Annotated in this window: 16 protein-coding genes; 10 read left to right on the top strand and 6 right to left on the bottom strand. The window is 38.3% G+C overall.

Annotated features, from left to right (window positions below):
- Position 1 precedes the first annotated feature (1 nt).
- The 3 genes from ISP73_03490 to ISP73_03500 are packed head-to-tail and all read left to right on the top strand — an operon-like array spanning position 2 to position 4,330.
- Positions 2-3,358 carry an isoleucine--tRNA ligase gene (locus tag ISP73_03490; GenBank protein MBL6657649.1) on the top strand — a complete coding sequence of 1,119 codons (3,357 nt, stop codon included), beginning with the start codon at positions 2-4 and terminating at the stop codon, positions 3,356-3,358.
- A 3-nt stretch (positions 3,359-3,361) separates the two neighbouring features.
- Positions 3,362-3,739 carry a TraR/DksA family transcriptional regulator gene (locus ISP73_03495; protein ID MBL6657650.1) on the top strand — a complete coding sequence of 126 codons (378 nt, stop codon included), beginning with the start codon at positions 3,362-3,364 and terminating at the stop codon, positions 3,737-3,739.
- Between the two features lie 6 nt (positions 3,740-3,745).
- Positions 3,746-4,330 (top strand): lipoprotein signal peptidase, encoded by a 585-nt coding sequence (locus ISP73_03500; protein MBL6657651.1) that lies wholly within the window; start codon positions 3,746-3,748, stop codon positions 4,328-4,330.
- Positions 4,331-4,334: 4 nt separating this feature from the next.
- Here the strand turns inward: ISP73_03500 and ISP73_03505 are convergent, their stop codons facing one another.
- Positions 4,335-5,102 carry a hypothetical protein gene (locus ISP73_03505; protein MBL6657652.1) on the bottom strand — a complete coding sequence of 256 codons (768 nt, stop codon included), beginning with the start codon at positions 5,100-5,102 and terminating at the stop codon, positions 4,335-4,337.
- Positions 5,099-6,088: an aspartate-semialdehyde dehydrogenase gene (gene asd / locus ISP73_03510; protein ID MBL6657653.1), complete on the bottom strand. Its 990-nt coding sequence runs from the start codon at positions 6,086-6,088 to the stop codon at positions 5,099-5,101. The genes ISP73_03505 and asd overlap by 4 nt, the downstream gene beginning before the upstream one ends.
- Before the next feature lie 58 nt (positions 6,089-6,146).
- On the opposite strand from asd, the gene ISP73_03515 reads away from it, so the two are divergent.
- The 3 genes from ISP73_03515 to uvrC all read left to right on the top strand — a co-directional run bounded on the left by ISP73_03515 (position 6,147) and on the right by uvrC (position 10,026).
- Positions 6,147-7,595 (top strand): hypothetical protein, encoded by a 1,449-nt coding sequence (locus ISP73_03515; protein MBL6657654.1) that lies wholly within the window; start codon positions 6,147-6,149, stop codon positions 7,593-7,595.
- Between the two features lie 42 nt (positions 7,596-7,637).
- On the top strand, positions 7,638-8,174 hold the full coding sequence (locus ISP73_03520; protein ID MBL6657655.1) for a hypothetical protein: 537 nt from the start codon (positions 7,638-7,640) through the stop codon (positions 8,172-8,174).
- A gap of 82 nt (positions 8,175-8,256) precedes the next feature.
- Positions 8,257-10,026: an excinuclease ABC subunit UvrC gene (uvrC, locus tag ISP73_03525; protein ID MBL6657656.1), complete on the top strand. Its 1,770-nt coding sequence runs from the start codon at positions 8,257-8,259 to the stop codon at positions 10,024-10,026.
- Position 10,027: 1 nt separating this feature from the next.
- Here uvrC and ISP73_03530 read toward each other — a convergent pair whose 3' ends face one another.
- Both ISP73_03530 and lysS read right to left on the bottom strand, forming a co-directional pair.
- A complete protein-coding gene (locus ISP73_03530; protein ID MBL6657657.1) occupies positions 10,028-11,023 on the bottom strand; it encodes an NAD(P)H-dependent glycerol-3-phosphate dehydrogenase in 996 nt (331 codons plus the stop codon).
- The gene (lysS, locus tag ISP73_03535) at positions 11,023-12,549 is read right to left on the bottom strand and encodes a lysine--tRNA ligase (GenBank protein ID MBL6657658.1); all 1,527 of its coding nucleotides are present in this window, start codon (positions 12,547-12,549) and stop codon (positions 11,023-11,025) included. The genes ISP73_03530 and lysS overlap by 1 nt, the downstream gene beginning before the upstream one ends.
- 95 nt (positions 12,550-12,644) lie before the next feature.
- On the opposite strand from lysS, the gene ISP73_03540 reads away from it, so the two are divergent.
- From ISP73_03540 to ISP73_03555, 4 genes are read left to right on the top strand one after another with little or no spacing between them, the layout of a single operon-like run.
- Positions 12,645-13,634, top strand: a complete 990-nt coding sequence (locus tag ISP73_03540) for a bifunctional phosphoglucose/phosphomannose isomerase (protein MBL6657659.1) — start codon at positions 12,645-12,647, stop codon at positions 13,632-13,634.
- A 2-nt stretch (positions 13,635-13,636) separates the two neighbouring features.
- Positions 13,637-14,329 carry a lipoyl(octanoyl) transferase LipB gene (gene lipB / locus ISP73_03545; protein ID MBL6657660.1) on the top strand — a complete coding sequence of 231 codons (693 nt, stop codon included), beginning with the start codon at positions 13,637-13,639 and terminating at the stop codon, positions 14,327-14,329.
- Positions 14,330-14,336: 7 nt separating this feature from the next.
- Complete coding sequence (locus ISP73_03550) at positions 14,337-15,056, top strand: 3'-5' exonuclease (GenBank protein MBL6657661.1); 720 nt, start codon at positions 14,337-14,339, stop codon at positions 15,054-15,056.
- 46 nt (positions 15,057-15,102) lie between these two features.
- Positions 15,103-16,884, top strand: coding sequence for an ABC transporter ATP-binding protein (locus tag ISP73_03555; protein MBL6657662.1), 1,782 nt, complete (start codon positions 15,103-15,105; stop codon positions 16,882-16,884).
- A gap of 421 nt (positions 16,885-17,305) precedes the next feature.
- On the opposite strand, the gene ISP73_03560 is transcribed toward ISP73_03555, so the two are convergent.
- Complete coding sequence (locus ISP73_03560; GenBank protein ID MBL6657663.1) at positions 17,306-17,962, bottom strand: CoA transferase subunit B; 657 nt, start codon at positions 17,960-17,962, stop codon at positions 17,306-17,308.
- On the bottom strand, positions 17,962-18,663 hold the full coding sequence (locus tag ISP73_03565) for a CoA transferase subunit A (GenBank protein MBL6657664.1): 702 nt from the start codon (positions 18,661-18,663) through the stop codon (positions 17,962-17,964). The genes ISP73_03560 and ISP73_03565 overlap by 1 nt, the downstream gene beginning before the upstream one ends.
- Between the last annotated feature and the right edge of the window lie 3 nt (positions 18,664-18,666).

Below are 18,666 nucleotides of genomic sequence, written 5' to 3' on the forward strand. Positions count from 1 at the left end.
AATGAAAAAATACCCAGAATATAAACAGCTAGATTTATCGGGCATCAACAAAGAAGTGTTGTCCAGATGGAAGGCAAACTCAATATTTGAAAAAAGCGTTTCTACTAGAAACAACAATCCCTCTTTTACCTTTTATGAAGGGCCACCATCCGCTAATGGTATGCCTGGCATTCACCACGTTATGGGCAGGGCTATTAAAGATATATTTTGCCGATTTAAAACCCTTCAAGGCTTTAAAGTAAACCGTAAGGCTGGATGGGATACTCACGGCTTGCCAGTAGAGTTGGGAGTAGAAAAAGAGCTGGGCATTACAAAAGAAGATATAGGAACAACCATTTCTATTGAAGACTACAACAAAAAGTGTCGAGAGAACGTCATGAAGTTCAAGAACGTTTGGGAAGACCTAACGGACAAAATGGGCTATTGGGTAGACATGAATGACCCATACGTTACCTACGACAATAAATACATAGAAAGTGTATGGTGGCTATTGAGCCAAATGGATAAAAAAGACATGCTCTATAAGGGGCATACCATACAGCCATTTTCCCCAAAAGCAGGAACAGGGCTAAGTTCTCACGAACTTAATCAACCAGGCTGCTACAAAGACGTAAAAGACTTATCCGCCATAGTCCAGTTTAAAACAGTAAGAAACGAAGCATCTGAGTTTCTATATGAAAAAGCACATGGCGAGCTTCACTTTTTAGCATGGACAACCACCCCTTGGACATTGCCCTCGAATACCGCTTTGGCAGTTGGTAAAAACATTGAGTATGTGGTGGTGAACACCTATAACCCATACACTTTTGATGCCGTTACGGTGATTGTTGCTAAAAACCTGTTTGGCAAATATTTCGCAGAGAAAAACAGTGAGCTAGCACTAATTGAATATTCCAAAGGAGACAAGAATATTCCTTTTGAAATCATCAATGAAGTAAAGGGGACAGACTTAGAAGGCTTGCGTTACGAGCAATTATTGCCCTATGCACAACCAGAAGATGGCGATGCCTTTAAGGTGTTAATTGGCGACTTTGTAACCACCGAAGACGGAACGGGGATAGTTCATTTAGCCCCTAGTTTTGGTGCGGACGATAACCTTGTAGCCAAACAAAACGGCATTGGCTCTTTGACATTAGTAGATACTCAAGGACGATTTGTAGATGCAGTAACGGACTTTGCAGGAATGTATGTCAAAAATGAATTTTACGATGATGGAAAAGCTCCAGAAAAGTCTGCCGATATACAGTTGGTCATCAAGTTAAAAGAAGAAAACAAATGCTTTAAAGCAGAAAAGTACGAGCACTCTTACCCGCACTGCTGGCGAACCGACAAGCCAATCTTATATTATCCACTAGAGAGTTGGTTTGTAAAAACTACGGCCGCAAAGGAACGCATGGTGGAGCTCAATAATAGCATAAATTGGAAGCCAAAATCAACAGGTGAAGGACGATTCGGCAATTGGCTAGAGAACCTTGTGGATTGGAATTTATCGCGTTCAAGATTTTGGGGAATACCATTACCGATATGGACGTCTGAAGATGGCGAAGAGCAAATATGTATTGGCTCAATGGAGCAGCTGAAAGCAGAAATTGAAAAATCAGTGAAAGCAGGCTTAATGTCAGCCAACCCACTAGCCAATTTTGTAGTGGGCGATATGTCGGCAGAAAATTACGCCACCTTCGATTTACACCGTCCATTTGTAGATGACATTATTTTACGTTCTGCAAGCGGCAAAGCCATGCGAAGAGAAGCGGATCTTATAGATGTATGGTTTGACTCAGGCTCTATGCCTTACGCGCAATTGCATTACCCATTTGAGAATAAAGAGTTATTTGAAAAATCATACCCTGCAGATTTCATTGCAGAGGGCGTTGACCAAACAAGAGGGTGGTTCTTTACCCTTCACGCTATAGCCACTATTTTGTTTGACAGTGTAGCCTTTAAAAGCGTAGTATCTAACGGATTAGTATTAGATAAAAACGGCAATAAAATGTCCAAGCGTTTGGGCAATGCCGCCGACCCCTTTGAAACCCTAGAGGAGTACGGAGCAGACGCCACCCGCTGGTACATGATAAGCAATGCTCAACCATGGGACAACCTAAAATTTGATTTAGACGGATTAGCAGAGGTAAAACGTAAATTCTTCGGAACACTTTACAACACTTACGCCTTCTTTGCTCTGTACGCCAACATTGACGGATTCTCTTATGATGAAGCCGATATTGACGTCAAAGAAAGACCAGAAATTGACCAGTGGATACTATCAGAGCTAAACACTTTAATAAAGGAAGTAGGGGAGTCTTTAGAAGATTATGAACCTACAAAAGCGGCTCGTGCCATTCAACTATTTGTCAACGATAACCTTAGTAATTGGTATGTGCGTTTGTGCAGAAGACGATTCTGGAAAGGCGAATACGAGCAGGATAAAATATCGGCTTACCAAACACTATACAGCTGTTTGGAGACCATAGCTATCTTAGCTTCTCCGATTGCTCCATTTTTTATGGACAAACTATTTGTGGACTTAAACGGCGTTAGTCAAAAATCCACATTAGAATCGGTACACCTTGCCCAATGGCCAACAGCTGATAAGGCCTTAATTAATACCGATTTAGAAGAGCAAATGCGATTAGCACAAGACCTTACTTCAATGGCTTTTTCATTACGAAAGAAGGAAAACCTACGGGTAAGACAACCCTTACAAAAGATAATGGTGCCGGTCTTAAACGACAAAGTAAAAGCCCAAGTAGAAGCAGTAAAAGACTTAGTGCTAGCAGAAGTTAACGTCAAAGAACTCGAGTTCATGACCACAGACTCTGGTGTTTTAGTCAAGAAAATAAAGCCTAATTTCAAAACATTAGGACCAAAATTTGGGCAACAAATGAGAGCCATCTCTCAAGCAATCTCACAATTTACTTCAGAGGATATTGTATCCATAGAGGAAAACGGAAACTATACACTTCAACTAGAAAACGATAGTATTCAAATTGAACGTGCAGATGTTGAAATTACTACTGAAGATATTCCAGGCTGGGCAGTAACTTCTTTAAATGGAAATACACTTGCTCTAGATATCAGCCTAAACGATAACCTCGTTCAAGAAGGCTTAGCAAGGGAGCTTATAAACCGTATTCAAAACATTAGAAAAGACGAAGGGTTTGAGGTTACAGACCGTATTAACATCTCTTTAAGTGCATCTGAAAAATTGGCTAATGCAATAAATGAGAATTTAAATTATATTTGCTCTGAAACATTAGCCGATGAGCTTCGTATCACTGACAGCGAAGAGGCTCAAACAGGCTCGACGATTGAACTGGTAGAAGGGATAAATACCAATATAGAAATACAAAAAATATAGAATATGTCTACTGAGAAAACAAGATATTCAGATACAGAACTCAAAGAGTTTCGACAGATTATACAAGATAAAATTGACAAGGCAGAGAAAGATTTAGAGCTTATTAAAAGCGCCTACACTAATGATTCAAATAACGGAACGGAAGATACTTCGCCTACATTCAAAGGGTTTGAAGAAGGCTCTGAAACACTTTCAAAAGAAGAAAATGCACAATTGGCCTTGCGTCAAGAGAAATTCATTCACAATTTATACAATGCCCTCAAGCGAATTGACAATAAAACCTATGGTATTTGTAGGGTAACAGGCAAGCTCATTCAAAAGGAACGCTTAAAGCTTGTTCCCCATGCTACATTGAGTATAGAAGCTAAGCGTGCTCAATAATACACAATGCTAAAAAAATCAATCCTCTTAATTGCTGCTATTTTAATTCTTGACCAACTTCTTAAAGTTTGGATTAAGACCAATATGATGATCGGTCAAGAAATTCATTTTTTTGACTGGTTCATCATTCACTTTACAGAGAATAAGGGCATGGCATTTGGCATGGAGTTTGGTGGTTCTTTTGGCAAGTATTTGCTCAGTATTTTTAGGTTAGTCGCTATTGTTGCAATAGCAATCTATTTAAAAAACATAGCGGCTACCGATGTTAAGAAAGGAGTTGTTTTTAGCATATCTTTAGTGTTAGCAGGGGCAATAGGAAACATGATTGATAGTGCCTTTTATGGTCTAATTTTTTCGGAGAGCTATGGACAGTTGGCAACAGTCTTTGAAGGCGGCTATGCCGGTTTTCTTCAAGGCAAGGTTGTAGATATGTTTTATTTCCCTTTAATAAATGGGCATTTCCCTGATTGGATGCCGTTAGTTGGTGGCAATCATTTTATCTTTTTCAGACCTGTATTTAATATTGCAGACGCATCTATTAGCGTTGGCGTCATCAATATGCTAATATTCCACCGCTCCTTTTTTAAGTAAAAATTTATTGGTGATTTTCTAAAAGCTCTTTGTATACTTTCTGAGCATTTGTGTTGCGATAGCTTTTGTTTAACCAGTAAAACTTTCTGATGGAACTCAAGACTCTAAATTGTAGCTTAGGGAGCCAACCCACTTTACACTCTCCCCAAATAGCAGGAAATGCCATATTATGTTGCAGCATAAAGGGACCAAAAACAGACAAACAAATCTTTTTATTACTCTCATTGTAAAATGATTCAAATGCTTTTTTGTGCTTGGTTTTATTCACCATTGGAAGCGAACGTTTAGGCTCAATACCACAATGTAATAATGCCTTTTCAAAATCTTCAATTAAATTTTCAAATCGGATAATAAAATCACAGTGAAGCGAAGTAATAGACAGCCAGTTATCAAACGGAAATTGATAGTATTTTTCTAAGAAGAAATTGTAGTCGAATTGCCCTTCTCTAAATAATTTCGACAATTTAAAATCCCTCATTTTTAAGTGCCCTCCGTTTTTTCTTAGTAGAGATTTGTTTGAGAAGTTCCCGCTACTATCGGTAATCATTTTAGTATAATAACTGACGGATATATCTAAGGGATTTCTAGAACAAGCGATGACTTTATATTTTTTCTCTTCTTCTGTAGCGATCTTTAGAAAGTCTTGATATAAAGAGTGCTTAGCCAGTATAGGTATACCATCATACATTTTACAAAGTTCTTTAGAAATAGCTGTAGAAGCCGCCAAAGGCAGACCCACAAAAACATACTTATGCTTGTGGCTAATTATCATATAAGCCCGTTTTGTATGAGGTATTCTCCAATTTGAACGGTATTAGTTGCGGCACCCTTTCTTAAGTTGTCGGCAACCACCCACATGTTAAGCGTATTTTTTTGTGAAAAGTCTCGGCGAATTCTTCCAACAAATACCTCGTCCTTACCCTCTGTGTATATCGGCATAGGGTAGGTGTTGACGTCTGGGTTGTCTTGTAGGCTTACACCAGGCATCTCGTGTAACAATTGCCTCACTTTGGATAGTTCAAAATCTTTGTGGAACTCTACGTTTATACTTTCAGAGTGACCGCCCTTTACTGGCACACGAACAGCGGTAGCGCTTACCTCAATACTGTCGTCTTGCATGATTTTTTTAGTCTCTCGAGACAGTTTCATCTCCTCTTTAGTATAGCCATTAACTTCAAAAACATCGCAATGGGGTAGAGCATTTTCGTGAATAGGGTATGGATATGCCATTTCTCCTTTTTCTCCCTTCCTTTCGTTTTCTAATTGCCTAACAGCTTTTACGCCAGTTCCAGTAATGGACTGATAAGTAGAAACGACCACGCGCTTAACTTGATATTCATCATGTAAGGGTTTAAGAGCCATTAACATCTGAATAGTTGAGCAATTGGGATTAGCAATTATTTTATCCTCCTTAGAAATGGTGTTCCCATTTATTTCAGGAATTACTAAAGGGTGGTGGTCTGACATTCTCCAAAATGATGAGTTGTCGATAACCGTCGTGCCAACATTAGCAAACTGTGGTGCCCATTCTTCAGAAACAGATCCACCTGCTGAAAATAATGCTAAATCAGGCGATTGAGACACTGCCTCTTCAAGGGAAATAATGGTCAATTCTTTACCCTTGAAAGTACGTCTTTGACCAACAGATTTTTCTGAAGCAACCAGTAAAAGAGTTGTCAAAGGAAATGAACGCTCCTCCAATAATTGAAGCATCACTTGTCCAACCATACCCGTTGCACCTACTAAAGCTACCTTCATAAAGTATAAATTTGAACCAAAAATAACTATATTTGATAGACTTGAAGCATTCTCACAGATGAAAAAACTACTCCTTATTTGGTTAGCTCCAATATTTCTTTACGCTCAATTTACTGATGACTTTACCACTTTTGAAGGCTGGCTTGGTGATACTGCCGAATTTTCAATAGACAGCACAGGACTTTTGCAGTTGACTGCTCCGCCAGAAACAGGCGAGTCTATTATTTGGCACCCCTCAAAAGCTCTTATAAAAGGGCATTGGGAATTATCTGTTAGAATGGACTTCAATACCTCAGGTAGTAATTATTCTAAAATCCATTTAAGTTCAGACTCTGTAGCCAACGGTTATTTCGTAAAAGTTGGTGGGGTAGACGATGAGGTTAGTTTGTATAAAATTACTTCAGGACAAAGCACAAAAATTATTGACGGCACCGATGATTTTCTAGACTTTTCTACCAATAATCTATCTATTAGGGCGGATAGAGACAGTATTGGAAATTGGACGTTAAGTGCAAAACGCTCTACTGACCCAAGCTATTTCACTCAAGGACAAGCCTTTGACGATAGCCATTTGCAAAGCGACTATTTCGGTATTGAATGTGTGTATGCCAAAACACGCTGTGAAAGTTTTTTCTTTGATAACATTGTGGTAGAAGGCTATTCTTTCAAGGACACTTTTTTATACCCTCAACCTAAGGATATAGTTGTCAATGAGGTGTTGTTTAACCCTATTGATGGCGATAATGATTTTGTGGAAATCCTCAACAGAAGCGATAAAACATTGTGTATAAGAGGTCTTCAGCTAGCGAATTATTATGCCGATGAAGCGGCTAATTTTAAAGTAATATCTGAAAGCTATGATTTTATAGAGCCTCAAGAAATTTTGGTGGTTTGCAAATCAAAAGAAACCCTTATGAAATACCACCCTAACGCCCTTGAACAGCAGATAATAGAAATAGAAAGTTTACCGAACTATAATAATGACGATGGCGTGGTGGTATTAGCACTTGACTCTGTTAGTATAGATGAATTTCATTACAATGAAAGCATGCATTTTGACCTTTTGCAAGAACTTGACGGAGTCTCTTTGGAGCGGATTAGCGCAGAGGCTAGTAATTGGCATTCGGCATCGGAGCAGTCGGGTTTTTCTACACCCACCCTGCCCAATTCACAAGCCCAAGTCATAGAACCTCCTAATGATGTAATGAGCTTAAGCCCTGATGTAATTAGTCCAAACAATGACGGTTGGCAAGATGTATTGGCGATACGTTTAACCTTTAAACAAAGTGGTTACAAGGGTAGGCTTATCATTTTTGACGCACAAGGTTTTCCCATAAGAACGCTTATAAATAATGAACTCTTTGGTACTGACAACTTTTATATTTGGGATGGACTTACCGATAGAAAAGAAGCTGCTAGTATTGGACGATACATCTTGTGGTTAGAAGCCACCCAATCTAGCTTGCCGACAATTTTAGAGAAGAAAACTGCCGTTGTGGGGTGGTAATATTTATTGTAAATTTATGTTTTCAAGAAAAAACTTAAAACCATGAAAAAAAGCATTCTTTTTTTATTTCTATTGTCGCTGACTTGTGCGGCACAAGACCAATCTGTATTTCGATTAAATATTATTAACCCAGGTGTGGAGTACGAACACGCTATTTCAGCACAACAAAAACTAATTGTCAATGCCGGTTATGGTTGGCTTACAACCACCCCCAATACAGCCTGCGTTCCCACAAATGCGTCTAGATTTTTCTTACCTTTTTTGGATATTCATTACCGTAAATTGAAGGGCGAAGAATCCAAGTTACTGAAAGGCTTTGAACCGTATTGGGGGATAAAACTTTTAGTTAGCGGGAAACACCAATCTGAAGGAGTAAGTATTTCTTCTCCCAATTACTCCATTGGACCAACCTATGGTATTCAAAAGCGGTTTAACCCTTTTTACCTGACCATTAACGCTGGGCCTACCTATAATTTTAACGTTTCTATTATTGATGAATTCAATACTGATGATGAATACGGCGTGTTTAATAGCGGCTTTTATGGTGCTGTAGAAATTTGTTTATCCTACGAGCTTTAATCCAATCTCCCTCTGATTTTTCGAAGGGGTTTTACACACTTTTTAAATCCGTATTTTTGGACTCGTGAAAGCCTCACCAGAAATACAATCCGTTTTGCTCAACCTTACTACTGAGGCTGGAGTTTACCGTTTTTACGACAAGGAGGATGGATTGCTATACATAGGCAAAGCCAAAAATCTAAAACGAAGGGTATCGTCTTATTTTAACAGAGAACACAACAGTTTCAAAACCACCTATATGGTGCGTAAAATTGACCGCATTGAAATACTAGTGGTAGAAACGGAAATGGATGCTTTATTACTCGAAAACAACCTCATAAAAAAATACCAACCGCGTTACAATATTCTTTTAAAAGACGACAAAACCTACCCTTGGATTTGCATCAAAAAAGAACCTTTTCCCAGAGTGTTTTACACTCGAACCCTAATAAAAGACGGCTCTGAATACTTTGGACCATACACCAACCCCAAATTGGTGAATACCATGTTGAGTTTTATACGCCAGATATATCCTCTACGAACATGCAAATTCAATTTGTCAAAAGATAATATCGAAGCTAATAAATTCAAGGAATGCTTGGAGTTTCATATTGGTAATTGCCTAGCGCCATGTGTTGGCAAACAAAAGGCATCGGATTATGAAAAAGATATTACTCAAATTCGACAAATACTAAAAGGAAATATTCGCACTGTAGTACAACACTTCAAAGACGAGATGTTCAACTTTTCTGAAAAAATGGAGTATGAAAAAGCCCAGCTAGTCAAAGAGAAGATAGAACAATTAGAGCATTACCAGTCCAAATCTTCAATAGTTAGTCCAAGCATTAATGATGTGGATGTGTTTTGTATAGCCTCTGACAAAGACTATGCTTATGTCAACTTCTTTAAGGTGTCTAGCGGAGCAATTATACAAGCCCATGCTATGGAGATAAAAAAGAAATTAGACGAGAGTGATGAAGAGCTTCTTACTATGGCAATTACCGAAATTCGTCAACGCTTTCATAGCACCTCTAAAGAAGCATTTTTAAATATTCCTTTAGAATCATCATGGGAAAACCTAAAAGTTAGTGTTCCTAAAATTGGCGATAAATACAAATTAGTGATGTTGTGTTACCGCAACGCCAAAAACTTACAAAAAGACAGGATTCGAAAAAACGATGAGTTGCGTCATCGACTTGACAACCGTAGGGTTCTCGAGCAATTACAAAGTGATTTGCGATTAAAACAAAAGCCACGTCATATAGAATGTTTTGACAATTCAAACATTCAAGGAACGAACCCTGTTGCCGCCTGCGTAGTTTTTAGAAATGCTAAGCCAAGCAAAAAAGAATACAGACATTTTAACATAAAAACTGTAGAAGGCCCTGATGACTTTGCCTCTATGGAAGAGGTGGTTTTTAGAAGGTATAAACGCCTTAAAGAAGAAGGCCAAGACCTCCCTCAATTAATTGTGATTGACGGAGGAAAAGGACAACTTAGTTCTGCCAGAAAGAGTTTGGAAAAACTTGGTTTAGAACATACTATTGCCATCATTGGAATAGCCAAGCGTTTGGAGGAAATATATTTCCCTGGTGATAGCATACCCATTTACCTAGATAAACGTTCCGAAAGCCTTAAGGTTATACAACAACTTAGAAACGAAGCCCACCGCTTTGGAATAAATCACCACAGAAATAGGAGGAGTAAAAACAGTTTAGGCACGTCACTTGATGGAATTCAAGGAATTGGTCCAAAAACTGTTGATAAGCTCATCAGTCATTTTGGCTCTGTAAAGCGTGTAATGGAAGCCAGCGAGAAAGAACTCAGCAAGTTAGTTGGTAAATCAAAAGCTAAGTTGATATTAAGAAAATAAATTAACTCAGATTATCTGAGAGCAAACGCATCTCAATAACTGGCGATATTTTTTCGTATAAAATATTGTAAACCGCATTAGTTATGGGCATATCAATATTATGCTCGTCGTTAATCTCTTTTATGCATTTAACAGCATAATAGCCTTCAGCAACCATATTCATTTCCAGTTGTGCTGACTTTACAGAATAGCCTTTGCCAATCATATTGCCAAAAGTTCGGTTTCTACTAAATTGAGAATACATGGTGACTAGCAAATCTCCTAAATATGCCGATTCTTTTATGTCTCTTTTTATGGGGTGAACATTATCTACAAAGCGTTTGATTTCTCTAATTGAATTAGACGCCAAAACCGCTTGAAAATTATCCCCATACCCTAAGCTATGGCAGATGCCAGAAGCGATAGCAAAGACGTTTTTAAGTACAGCAGCAATTTCAGTCCCGAAGATGTCTTCTGAAATATTAGTCCTAATGTATCGGCAACTTATTTGCTCGGCAAACCATTCGGCTTTTTCAATATTTTCACAGGCAATAGTTAAGTAGGAAAGACGCTCTAAAGCGACTTCTTCAGCATGACAAGGACCTGTCAGCACGCCAATGTTTTCATAAGGGACTTCAAACTTATTGTGAAGGTATTCGCCTATGATTCTGTTTTTTTCAGCGATAATCCCTTTAACAGCAGAGATTACAAACTTATCTTTCAAAGAGCAGTCCATTTGCTTTAAGACACTTCGTAGAAAGGCAGATGGTACAGCGAGTATTATGCAATCGGCTTGATCAACGATTTCGTTGAGGTCGTCACTAATAGTGAGTTTATATGGGTCAAGTTCAGCGGCACTTATATAGTTAGGGTTATTTCCGTACTTTTTAATATGCTTGATGTTCTCTGAGTTCCTAATCCACCACAATATGTCGTCTCTATTTTCAGAGAGCATTTTTACGATGGCAGTCGCCCAGCTACCCCCTCCAATTACCGCTATTTTTTGGAAGTTAGCCATTATTCTTCGAATGCTTTTTGTTCTGGTTTCATCTGTGGGAAGAACAACACATCTTGAATAGAATTACTATTCGTCATTATCATCGAAAGCCTATCAATTCCAATTCCCAGCCCAGCAGTTGGAGGCATTCCGTATTCAATTGAACGTAGAAAATCTTCATCTAAAACCATAGCTTCTTCATCACCTCTTTTTGCGAGTTGTAGTTGCTCTTCAAAACGCTCCCTTTGGTCAATAGGATCATTCAATTCAGAGAATGCGTTACAAATCTCTTTTCCGTTACAAATCGCTTCAAATCGCTCAACCAAACCTTCTTTATCTCTATGTTTTTTGGCTAGTGGCGACATTTCAACAGGATAATCTGTGATGAATGCTGGTTGAATAAGTTGGCTCTCACATTTTTCACCAAAAATCTCATCAATTAGCTTCCCTCTGCCCATAGAAGAGTCGATACTTACACCTAGTTTTTTGGCGGTTTCAGCCATTGTTCTCTCATCCATTTCGGAAATGTCTATACCTGTAAAATGCTCTATGGCCTCGTACATGGTGTAGCGTTTCCAAGGACGTTGGAAATTAATGGTGTTGTTACCAACTTGAACTTCAGTAGTTCCGTGAAGGTCAAGGGCAATTTTTTCTACCATTTCCTCTACTAAGTCCATCATCCAATTGTAGTCTTTATAAGCAACATACAATTCGACTTGTGTAAATTCTGGATTATGAAAACGGCTCATCCCCTCGTTTCTAAAGTCTTTTGAAAATTCATACACCCCATCAAAACCACCAACAATGAGACGCTTCAAGTAAAGCTCATTGGCAATTCTAAGGTAAAGTGGCATATCCAAAGTGTTGTGGTGTGTTTTGAATGGACGCGCTGCCGCACCACCATAGATAGGCTGCAAAATAGGCGTCTCAACTTCTAAATACCCTTTGTCGTTGAGGTATGAACGCATTGAGTTTGTCAGATGAGTACGCTTTACAAAAGCCTCTTTGACTTGTGGGTTTACCACCAAGTCAACGTAACGCTGACGGTATCTTTTTTCTGGATCAGTGAATGCATCATGAACAGTTCCGTCGGCATCCATTTTAGGAAGTGGAAGTGGTCGTAGTGTTTTTGTTAAGACCGTAAAGCTCTCAACATGAATGGAAATTTCACCCACTTTAGTAGTAAAAACATAGCCTTTAACACCTATAAAATCGCCAATATCAAGGAGCTTCTTAAAGACCGTATTGTACATAGTTTTGTCCTCACCGCTGCAAATTTCGTCTCTATTGAAGTAAAGTTGAATTCTACCCGTACTATCTTGTAATTCTGCAAAAGCAGCTTTTCCCATTACCCTTCGGCTCATTAGCCTACCAGCAATTTGAATGTTTTTATACCCAAGTTTGTCAGACGTATAGTTTTTCTTTATTTCTTCAGCAGATACATTTACTTCAAAGAGTTCTGAAGGGTATGGGTTAATACCCAAGTCAATTAGTTTCTGAAGAGACTCTCGTCTTACAACTTCTTGTTCTGACAGCGTGCGATTCATAGAATTTATTTTCGGCAAAGATATTAAATATTAACTGCTGATTTTCGTACTTTTGGAACTTCAAAATTTAACCTTATAAATATATCCCATTGATTATGAAAATGAACGACTATATCAGCGACTTTACTAACCACTTGACAGAAGCCTTAGAAATAGGCAGGTCTACTATGCTAGACGATTCAGTTGCTGATATTCACAATATACTAATCTGTGGTTTAGGTGGCTCAGGAATTGGCGGAACAATTGTTGCTGACCTTGTAGCTGAACACATCAATGTGCCGATTTGTGCAAGTAAAGACTACAGCATTCCAAACTTTGTAGATGAAAACACTTTAGTAATTGCATCATCTTATTCGGGCAACACAGAAGAAACTCTATATGCTTTAGAGGCTTGTCAGAAAAGAAACGCACAGATTGCTTGCGTAACTTCTGGTGGAAAACTAGCTGAATTGGCCAAAAGTAAAGGCTTTAACCTTATTCAAATCCCTGGAGGCCAACCACCTAGAGCTATGTTTGGGTATTCATTTACTCAATTGTTCTTTTTGCTTCACCATTATGGATTAATCAATGACTCATTCCAATTGGAGTTTGAAAAAGGAATAGCTCTTTTAGATGAGCACGAAGAGTCTATAAGAACAGAAGCAAAAGCCCTAGCCGACAAATTATTTGGAACTACTCCAGTAATATACACTGCTGCTGGCTTTGAAGGTGTAGGCATTCGTTTTCGTCAGCAAATCAATGAAAATAGTAAAATGTTGTGCTGGCACCATGTCATTCCAGAGATGAACCACAATGAGTTATTAGGCTGGAGAGTCAACACCGATAAGCTAGGCGTTGTATATTTTAGAAATTCTTGTGATTACGATAGAAATCAAGTAAGAATTGACATCAACAAAGAAGTGTTAGCTAAATATACAGACAACATTTCTGAGGTATGGAGTAAAGGCGACTCAAGAATTGAGAACTCTTTATACCACATTCACTTAGGCGACTGGGTGTCGTGGTATTTATCTGAAATGAATAATGTTGACGCTATTGAAATAGATGTTATCAATTTCCTTAAAGGGTCATTAGCTAAAGTATAAGTATGCCAAAGGTTGTTTTTCAGGATTTAGGGCTTATTGATTATAAAGAAGCTTGGGATTATCAAGAAAAACGCTTTGATGAGATTATAGAAATCAAGAAGGCAAATCGCCGTAATAATAGCGAAGATTCTACCACTTCCTATTTATTGTTTTGCGAACACCCTCACGTCTATACTTTAGGTAAAAGTGGAGATGAAAAAAACCTTTTAGTGAATGAAGATTACCTAAAGTCTAGAGGAGCGACTTTCTACAAAATCAACAGGGGCGGAGATATCACTTATCACGGGCCAGGTCAGATTGTGGGTTATCCCATTTTAGATTTAGACAATTTCTTTACAGATATTCATAAATACTTGAGGTTTTTGGAAGAGGCGGTTATCAATACCTTAGCAGATTACGGTCTGAAAGGCGAACGTTCCGACGGTGAAACAGGCGTCTGGTTTGACGTTGGGACAGATAAGGTCAGAAAAATATGTGCCCTTGGTGTTCGCTCAAGCCGATGGGTAACGATGCACGGCTTAGCGTTTAATATTAACTGCGACCTTTCCTATTTTGGAAATATCATACCTTGTGGCATCGTTGACAAATCGGTGACCTCTATGCAAAAAGAGTTGGGCAAAGAAGTGGATGTGGAAGAGGTTAAACAAAAGTTAAAAGTTTATCTTGCTCAACAGTTTGAAATGATTTTAGTTTAATTCAGCCATGCTTGAAAATATTTCCATTCATAAAATACTATTCCTCGACGTAGAAACAGTCCCTGTTACAGCCGATTTTTCGGAACTGCCTAAAGAGTTTCAAAGCTTGTGGGCAGAAAAAACACGTTGGCAACGTTCTGACCAGCAAAGTCCAGAGGAGTTTTACGGACTTAAAGCGGGGGTAATGGCAGAGTTTGCCAAAGTCATATGCATTTCAGTCGGCTATTTGTATGAAAAGGAAGGGCAGCATTTTTTCAGAATAAAATCCTTTTATGGAGACAATGAGAAAGCAATACTAGAAGATTTAAAATTGTTGTTAGACGAAAAATTCTCCACCCCAAAACACTATTTGTGTGCACATAATGGCAAAGAGTTTGATTATCCCTTCTTATGCCGAAGAATGCTAGTCAACGGTATACAATTGCCTAAAATATTAGAGATTTCTGGCAAAAAACCGTGGGAAGTTCGTCATCTTGACACTATGGAAATGTGGAAGTTTGGCGACTATAAACATTATACTTCTATAAAACTACTAGCAGCATTATTTGGTATTCCTACCCCTAAAGATGACATAGATGGAAGTCAGGTTTCTAAAGTGTATTGGCAAGATAAAGACCTTGAACGCATAAAAAACTATTGCCAAAAAGACACCTTAACCGTAGCGCAAATTTTACTTAAATACATGTGTAGGCCTATTCTCACAGAAGAGCAAATAGAAGTTGCATAATTAAATGATAACCCCTAAATTGAGGCCATATTAAATACTATTAATCATGAGCAATACCTTATTAGAATTTAAAAACTTAGTAACTGAATTTCACACAGAAGGAAAAGTAGTTACAGCAGTTAATAACATCAGCTTTACACTTAATAAAGGCGAAACTATTGGTATTGTTGGTGAATCTGGTTCAGGAAAGTCGGTTACTTCATTATCGGCGATGCGACTTATCCCAAGCCCTCCAGGTAAAATTGCAAATGGAGAAATAATTTTTCATAAAAAAGACGGAGAGAAAGTAGATTTACTACAGCTTTCTGAAAAAGAAATGAGAACGCATAGAGGAAATGATATTGCCATGATTTTCCAAGAGCCTATGACTTCTCTTAATCCGGTTTTTACATGTGGAGACCAAGTAATGGAAGCGATTATGCTTCACCAAAACATCAGTAGATCGGACGCTAAAGACCTTACAATTAAGTTATTCCAGGAAGTTCAACTTCCAGACCCAGATCGAATTTTTAGCACTTATCCTCATCAGATTTCTGGAGGTCAAAAACAAAGGGTGATGATTGCAATGGCAATGTCGTGTCAACCATCTGTTTTAGTGGCTGATGAACCCACAACAGCTCTAGATGTTACCGTTCAAAAAACCATTCTGGAGTTAATGCAGAAGCTACAAAAAGAGCATGATATGGGAATATTATTTATTACTCATGACCTAGGTGTTATTGCCGAGCTAGCCGACAAGGTTGTAGTTATGTATAAAGGAGATATTGTAGAGCAGGGAAGCGTGTGGGATATATTCAACAACCCACAACACCCTTACACCAAAGGTCTTTTAGCTTGTCGCCCACCAATGGATAAAAGATATACCTTTTTACCAACGGTAGGAGACTTTATGAAAACTAACGACAAAGGCGAAAACATCGCTAATGACATTTCTGTAGAGGAGTTCACTAAAGACTTAGTTATTTCTAAAAGCGAAAGAGAAAAAGCACAAAAAGAGCTGTTTTCAAATGAACCCATTCTTACAATTAATAATCTTAAAACATATTTCCCCATCCGAAATGGATTCTTTGGCGGGATTACTGATTATGTAAAAGCTGTTGACGATATTAGTTTTGATGTTTACCCTGGTGAAACCTTAGGTCTGGTTGGCGAGTCAGGTTGTGGAAAAACAACTACTGGTAGAACAATTCTTAGGCTAAATGAACCAACTGAAGGGCATATGCTGTACAACGGTAGAGACATTGCATCATTTGATGAAAAAGAATTACGTGAATTTAGAAAAGAAGTTCAGATTATTTTCCAAGACCCATATTCGTCTTTAAACCCCAGAATGACCATTGGAAATGCTATAATGGAGCCTATGCAAGTTCACGGGATCTTAGATAACGATGAGGAAAGAAAACAAAGAGTGGAAGAATTGTTAGAAAAAGTTAGCCTTGGAGCAGAGCATTTTAATAGATACCCACATGAATTTTCAGGTGGTCAGCGTCAACGAATTGGTATTGCTCGTGCCTTAGCGGTAAACCCTAAATTCATAATCTGTGATGAGTCTGTTTCAGCTTTAGATGTGTCTGTTCAAGCTCAAGTACTTAACCTCTTGAATGATTTGAAAAAGGAATTCGGATTAACCTACATTTTTATATCACATGATTTATCAGTTGTAAAATACATGAGTGACAGAATGGTTGTGATGCAAAATGGTAAAATTGAAGAAATGGGTGATGCCGATCAGATTTATTCAGAAGCTAAAACGGCATATACGCAACGTTTGATTGCGGCAATTCCTGAAGGAAGAAAGGAAAATATAAAGAAAACAGCTAAAGCATAAGCTGCTTTTCTTCATTCATCCGGCCATATCCCCTGTATATCCAATAATTTAATGAGTCGTCGAAAATCACTTTTTTAGGGGTAAGCATCGTTGTATATTTACAGTCTTAAAGTAATGATAGCTTACGCTTCATAAATGAACTTGTTAAGGTTAAGTGGGATGCCGAGGTTAACGCCTCGGCATCTTTTTTTTCTTAATTATTAAGTCAAGATTAGATTTTTTGATAATATTTCAAAGAGAGATTCTTTTTATCTGTTACTTATCCTCCTTTATCCAATAATTTAATGAGTCGTCGAAAAATACTTTTTTAAGGGTAAGTACCGTTGTATATTTACAGTCTTAAAGTAATGATAGCTTACGCTTCATAAATGAACTTGTTAAGGTTAAGTGGGATGTCGAGGTTAACGCCTCGACATCTTTTTTATATACTCATTTCTGGGATTTCTCCATTCACATTTAACCTTCCTTGAGTTGCATCTTGAATTTCTTCAACACTAACGCCTGGTGCTCGTTCCAACAACTTAAAGCCATTATCAGTTACTTCAAGTACTGCTAGATTGGTTACAATTTTCTTTACACATTTTACACCTGTTAATGGCAAACTGCACGATTTCAACAGCTTGCTATCGCCTGCTTTATTGGTGTGCATCATAGCTACAATGATATTGTCAGCAGAAGCCACTAGGTCCATAGCCCCGCCCATACCTTTTACCATCTTTCCTGGTATTTTCCAATTAGCGATATCGCCCTGATCGGATACTTCCATTGCCCCTAATACTGTTAGTTGCACATGTTTACCTCTAATCATAGCAAAACTATTAGCTGAATCAAAAAATACAGCACCATCTAAAGTTGTTATAGTTTGTTTACCTGCATTTATTAAGTCAGCATCTTCTTCACCTTCAAAGGGGAATGGACCCATTCCTAAAACACCATTTTCTGACTGAAATTCTACATTAACTCCTTCTGGAATATAATTGGCTACAAGAGTAGGAATGCCTATTCCTAAGTTTACATAGTAACCGTCTTTTAATTCTTTTGCAATACGTTTTGCAATACCAACTTTATCTAGTCCCATTAGTCTTTAGTTCTTACAGTTCGTTGTTCGATTCTTTTCTCGTAATTACTTCCTTGAATGATTCTCTGCACGAAAATACCTGGCGTATGAATACTTGCAGGGTCTAATTCCCCTGCTGGAACAAGATGTTCCACTTCAGCCACAGTAATTTTACCCGCCATGGCCATCATTGGGTTAAAATTTCTGGCAGTACCTTTGTAAATCAAGTTTCCTGCTGTATCGCCTTTCCAGGCTTTTACAAATGCAAAGTCAGCTACAAGTGCATTTTCAAGAATATGGGGCTGACCGTTAAATTCTCTGACTTCTTTTCCCTCTGCGACCTCAGTACCATATCCTGCTGGTGTGAAGAATGCTGGAATGCCAGCTCCACCAGCTCTACATCGTTCAGCTAGCGAACCCTGAGGAATTAAGTCTACTTCAAGCTCTCCGCTCAGCATTTGTCGTTCAAACTCAGCATTTTCGCCAACGTATGAGGAAATCATCTTTTTTATCTGTCTTTTTTGGAGCAGTAGGCCTAACCCAAAATCGTCCACGCCTGCGTTGTTTGATATGCAGGTTAAGCCGTTAATTCCTGAAATTGATAGAGCCTCAATGCAGTTTTCAGGAATACCACATAATCCAAAACCGCCAAGCATAAAAGTCATATTACTTTCTACACCTTTAATGGCCTCATCGATTGATTTAACTTCTTTGTTTATCATGTT

The organism is Flavobacteriales bacterium (assembly GCA_016779935.1).
GTDB lineage: Bacteria > Bacteroidota > Bacteroidia > Flavobacteriales > UBA7312.

Excerpts from the sequence above, each read along its gene's own strand:
- ISP73_03490 (MBL6657649.1), top strand. The coding sequence starts at position 2 with ATGAAAAAATACCCAGAATATAAACAGCTAGATTTATCGGGCATCAAC.
- ISP73_03495 (MBL6657650.1), top strand. The coding sequence starts at position 3,362 with ATGTCTACTGAGAAAACAAGATATTCAGATACAGAACTCAAAGAGTTT.
- ISP73_03500 (MBL6657651.1), top strand. The coding sequence starts at position 3,746 with ATGCTAAAAAAATCAATCCTCTTAATTGCTGCTATTTTAATTCTTGAC.
- ISP73_03505 (MBL6657652.1), bottom strand. The coding sequence starts at position 5,102 with ATGATAATTAGCCACAAGCATAAGTATGTTTTTGTGGGTCTGCCTTTG.
- asd (MBL6657653.1), bottom strand. The coding sequence starts at position 6,088 with ATGAAGGTAGCTTTAGTAGGTGCAACGGGTATGGTTGGACAAGTGATG.
- ISP73_03515 (MBL6657654.1), top strand. The coding sequence starts at position 6,147 with ATGAAAAAACTACTCCTTATTTGGTTAGCTCCAATATTTCTTTACGCT.
- ISP73_03520 (MBL6657655.1), top strand. The coding sequence starts at position 7,638 with ATGAAAAAAAGCATTCTTTTTTTATTTCTATTGTCGCTGACTTGTGCG.
- ISP73_03530 (MBL6657657.1), bottom strand. The coding sequence starts at position 11,023 with ATGGCTAACTTCCAAAAAATAGCGGTAATTGGAGGGGGTAGCTGGGCG.
- lysS (MBL6657658.1), bottom strand. The coding sequence starts at position 12,549 with ATGAATCGCACGCTGTCAGAACAAGAAGTTGTAAGACGAGAGTCTCTT.
- ISP73_03540 (MBL6657659.1), top strand. The coding sequence starts at position 12,645 with ATGAAAATGAACGACTATATCAGCGACTTTACTAACCACTTGACAGAA.
- lipB (MBL6657660.1), top strand. The coding sequence starts at position 13,637 with ATGCCAAAGGTTGTTTTTCAGGATTTAGGGCTTATTGATTATAAAGAA.
- ISP73_03550 (MBL6657661.1), top strand. The coding sequence starts at position 14,337 with ATGCTTGAAAATATTTCCATTCATAAAATACTATTCCTCGACGTAGAA.
- ISP73_03555 (MBL6657662.1), top strand. The coding sequence starts at position 15,103 with ATGAGCAATACCTTATTAGAATTTAAAAACTTAGTAACTGAATTTCAC.
- ISP73_03560 (MBL6657663.1), bottom strand. The coding sequence starts at position 17,962 with ATGGGACTAGATAAAGTTGGTATTGCAAAACGTATTGCAAAAGAATTA.
- ISP73_03565 (MBL6657664.1), bottom strand. The coding sequence starts at position 18,663 with ATGATAAACAAAGAAGTTAAATCAATCGATGAGGCCATTAAAGGTGTA.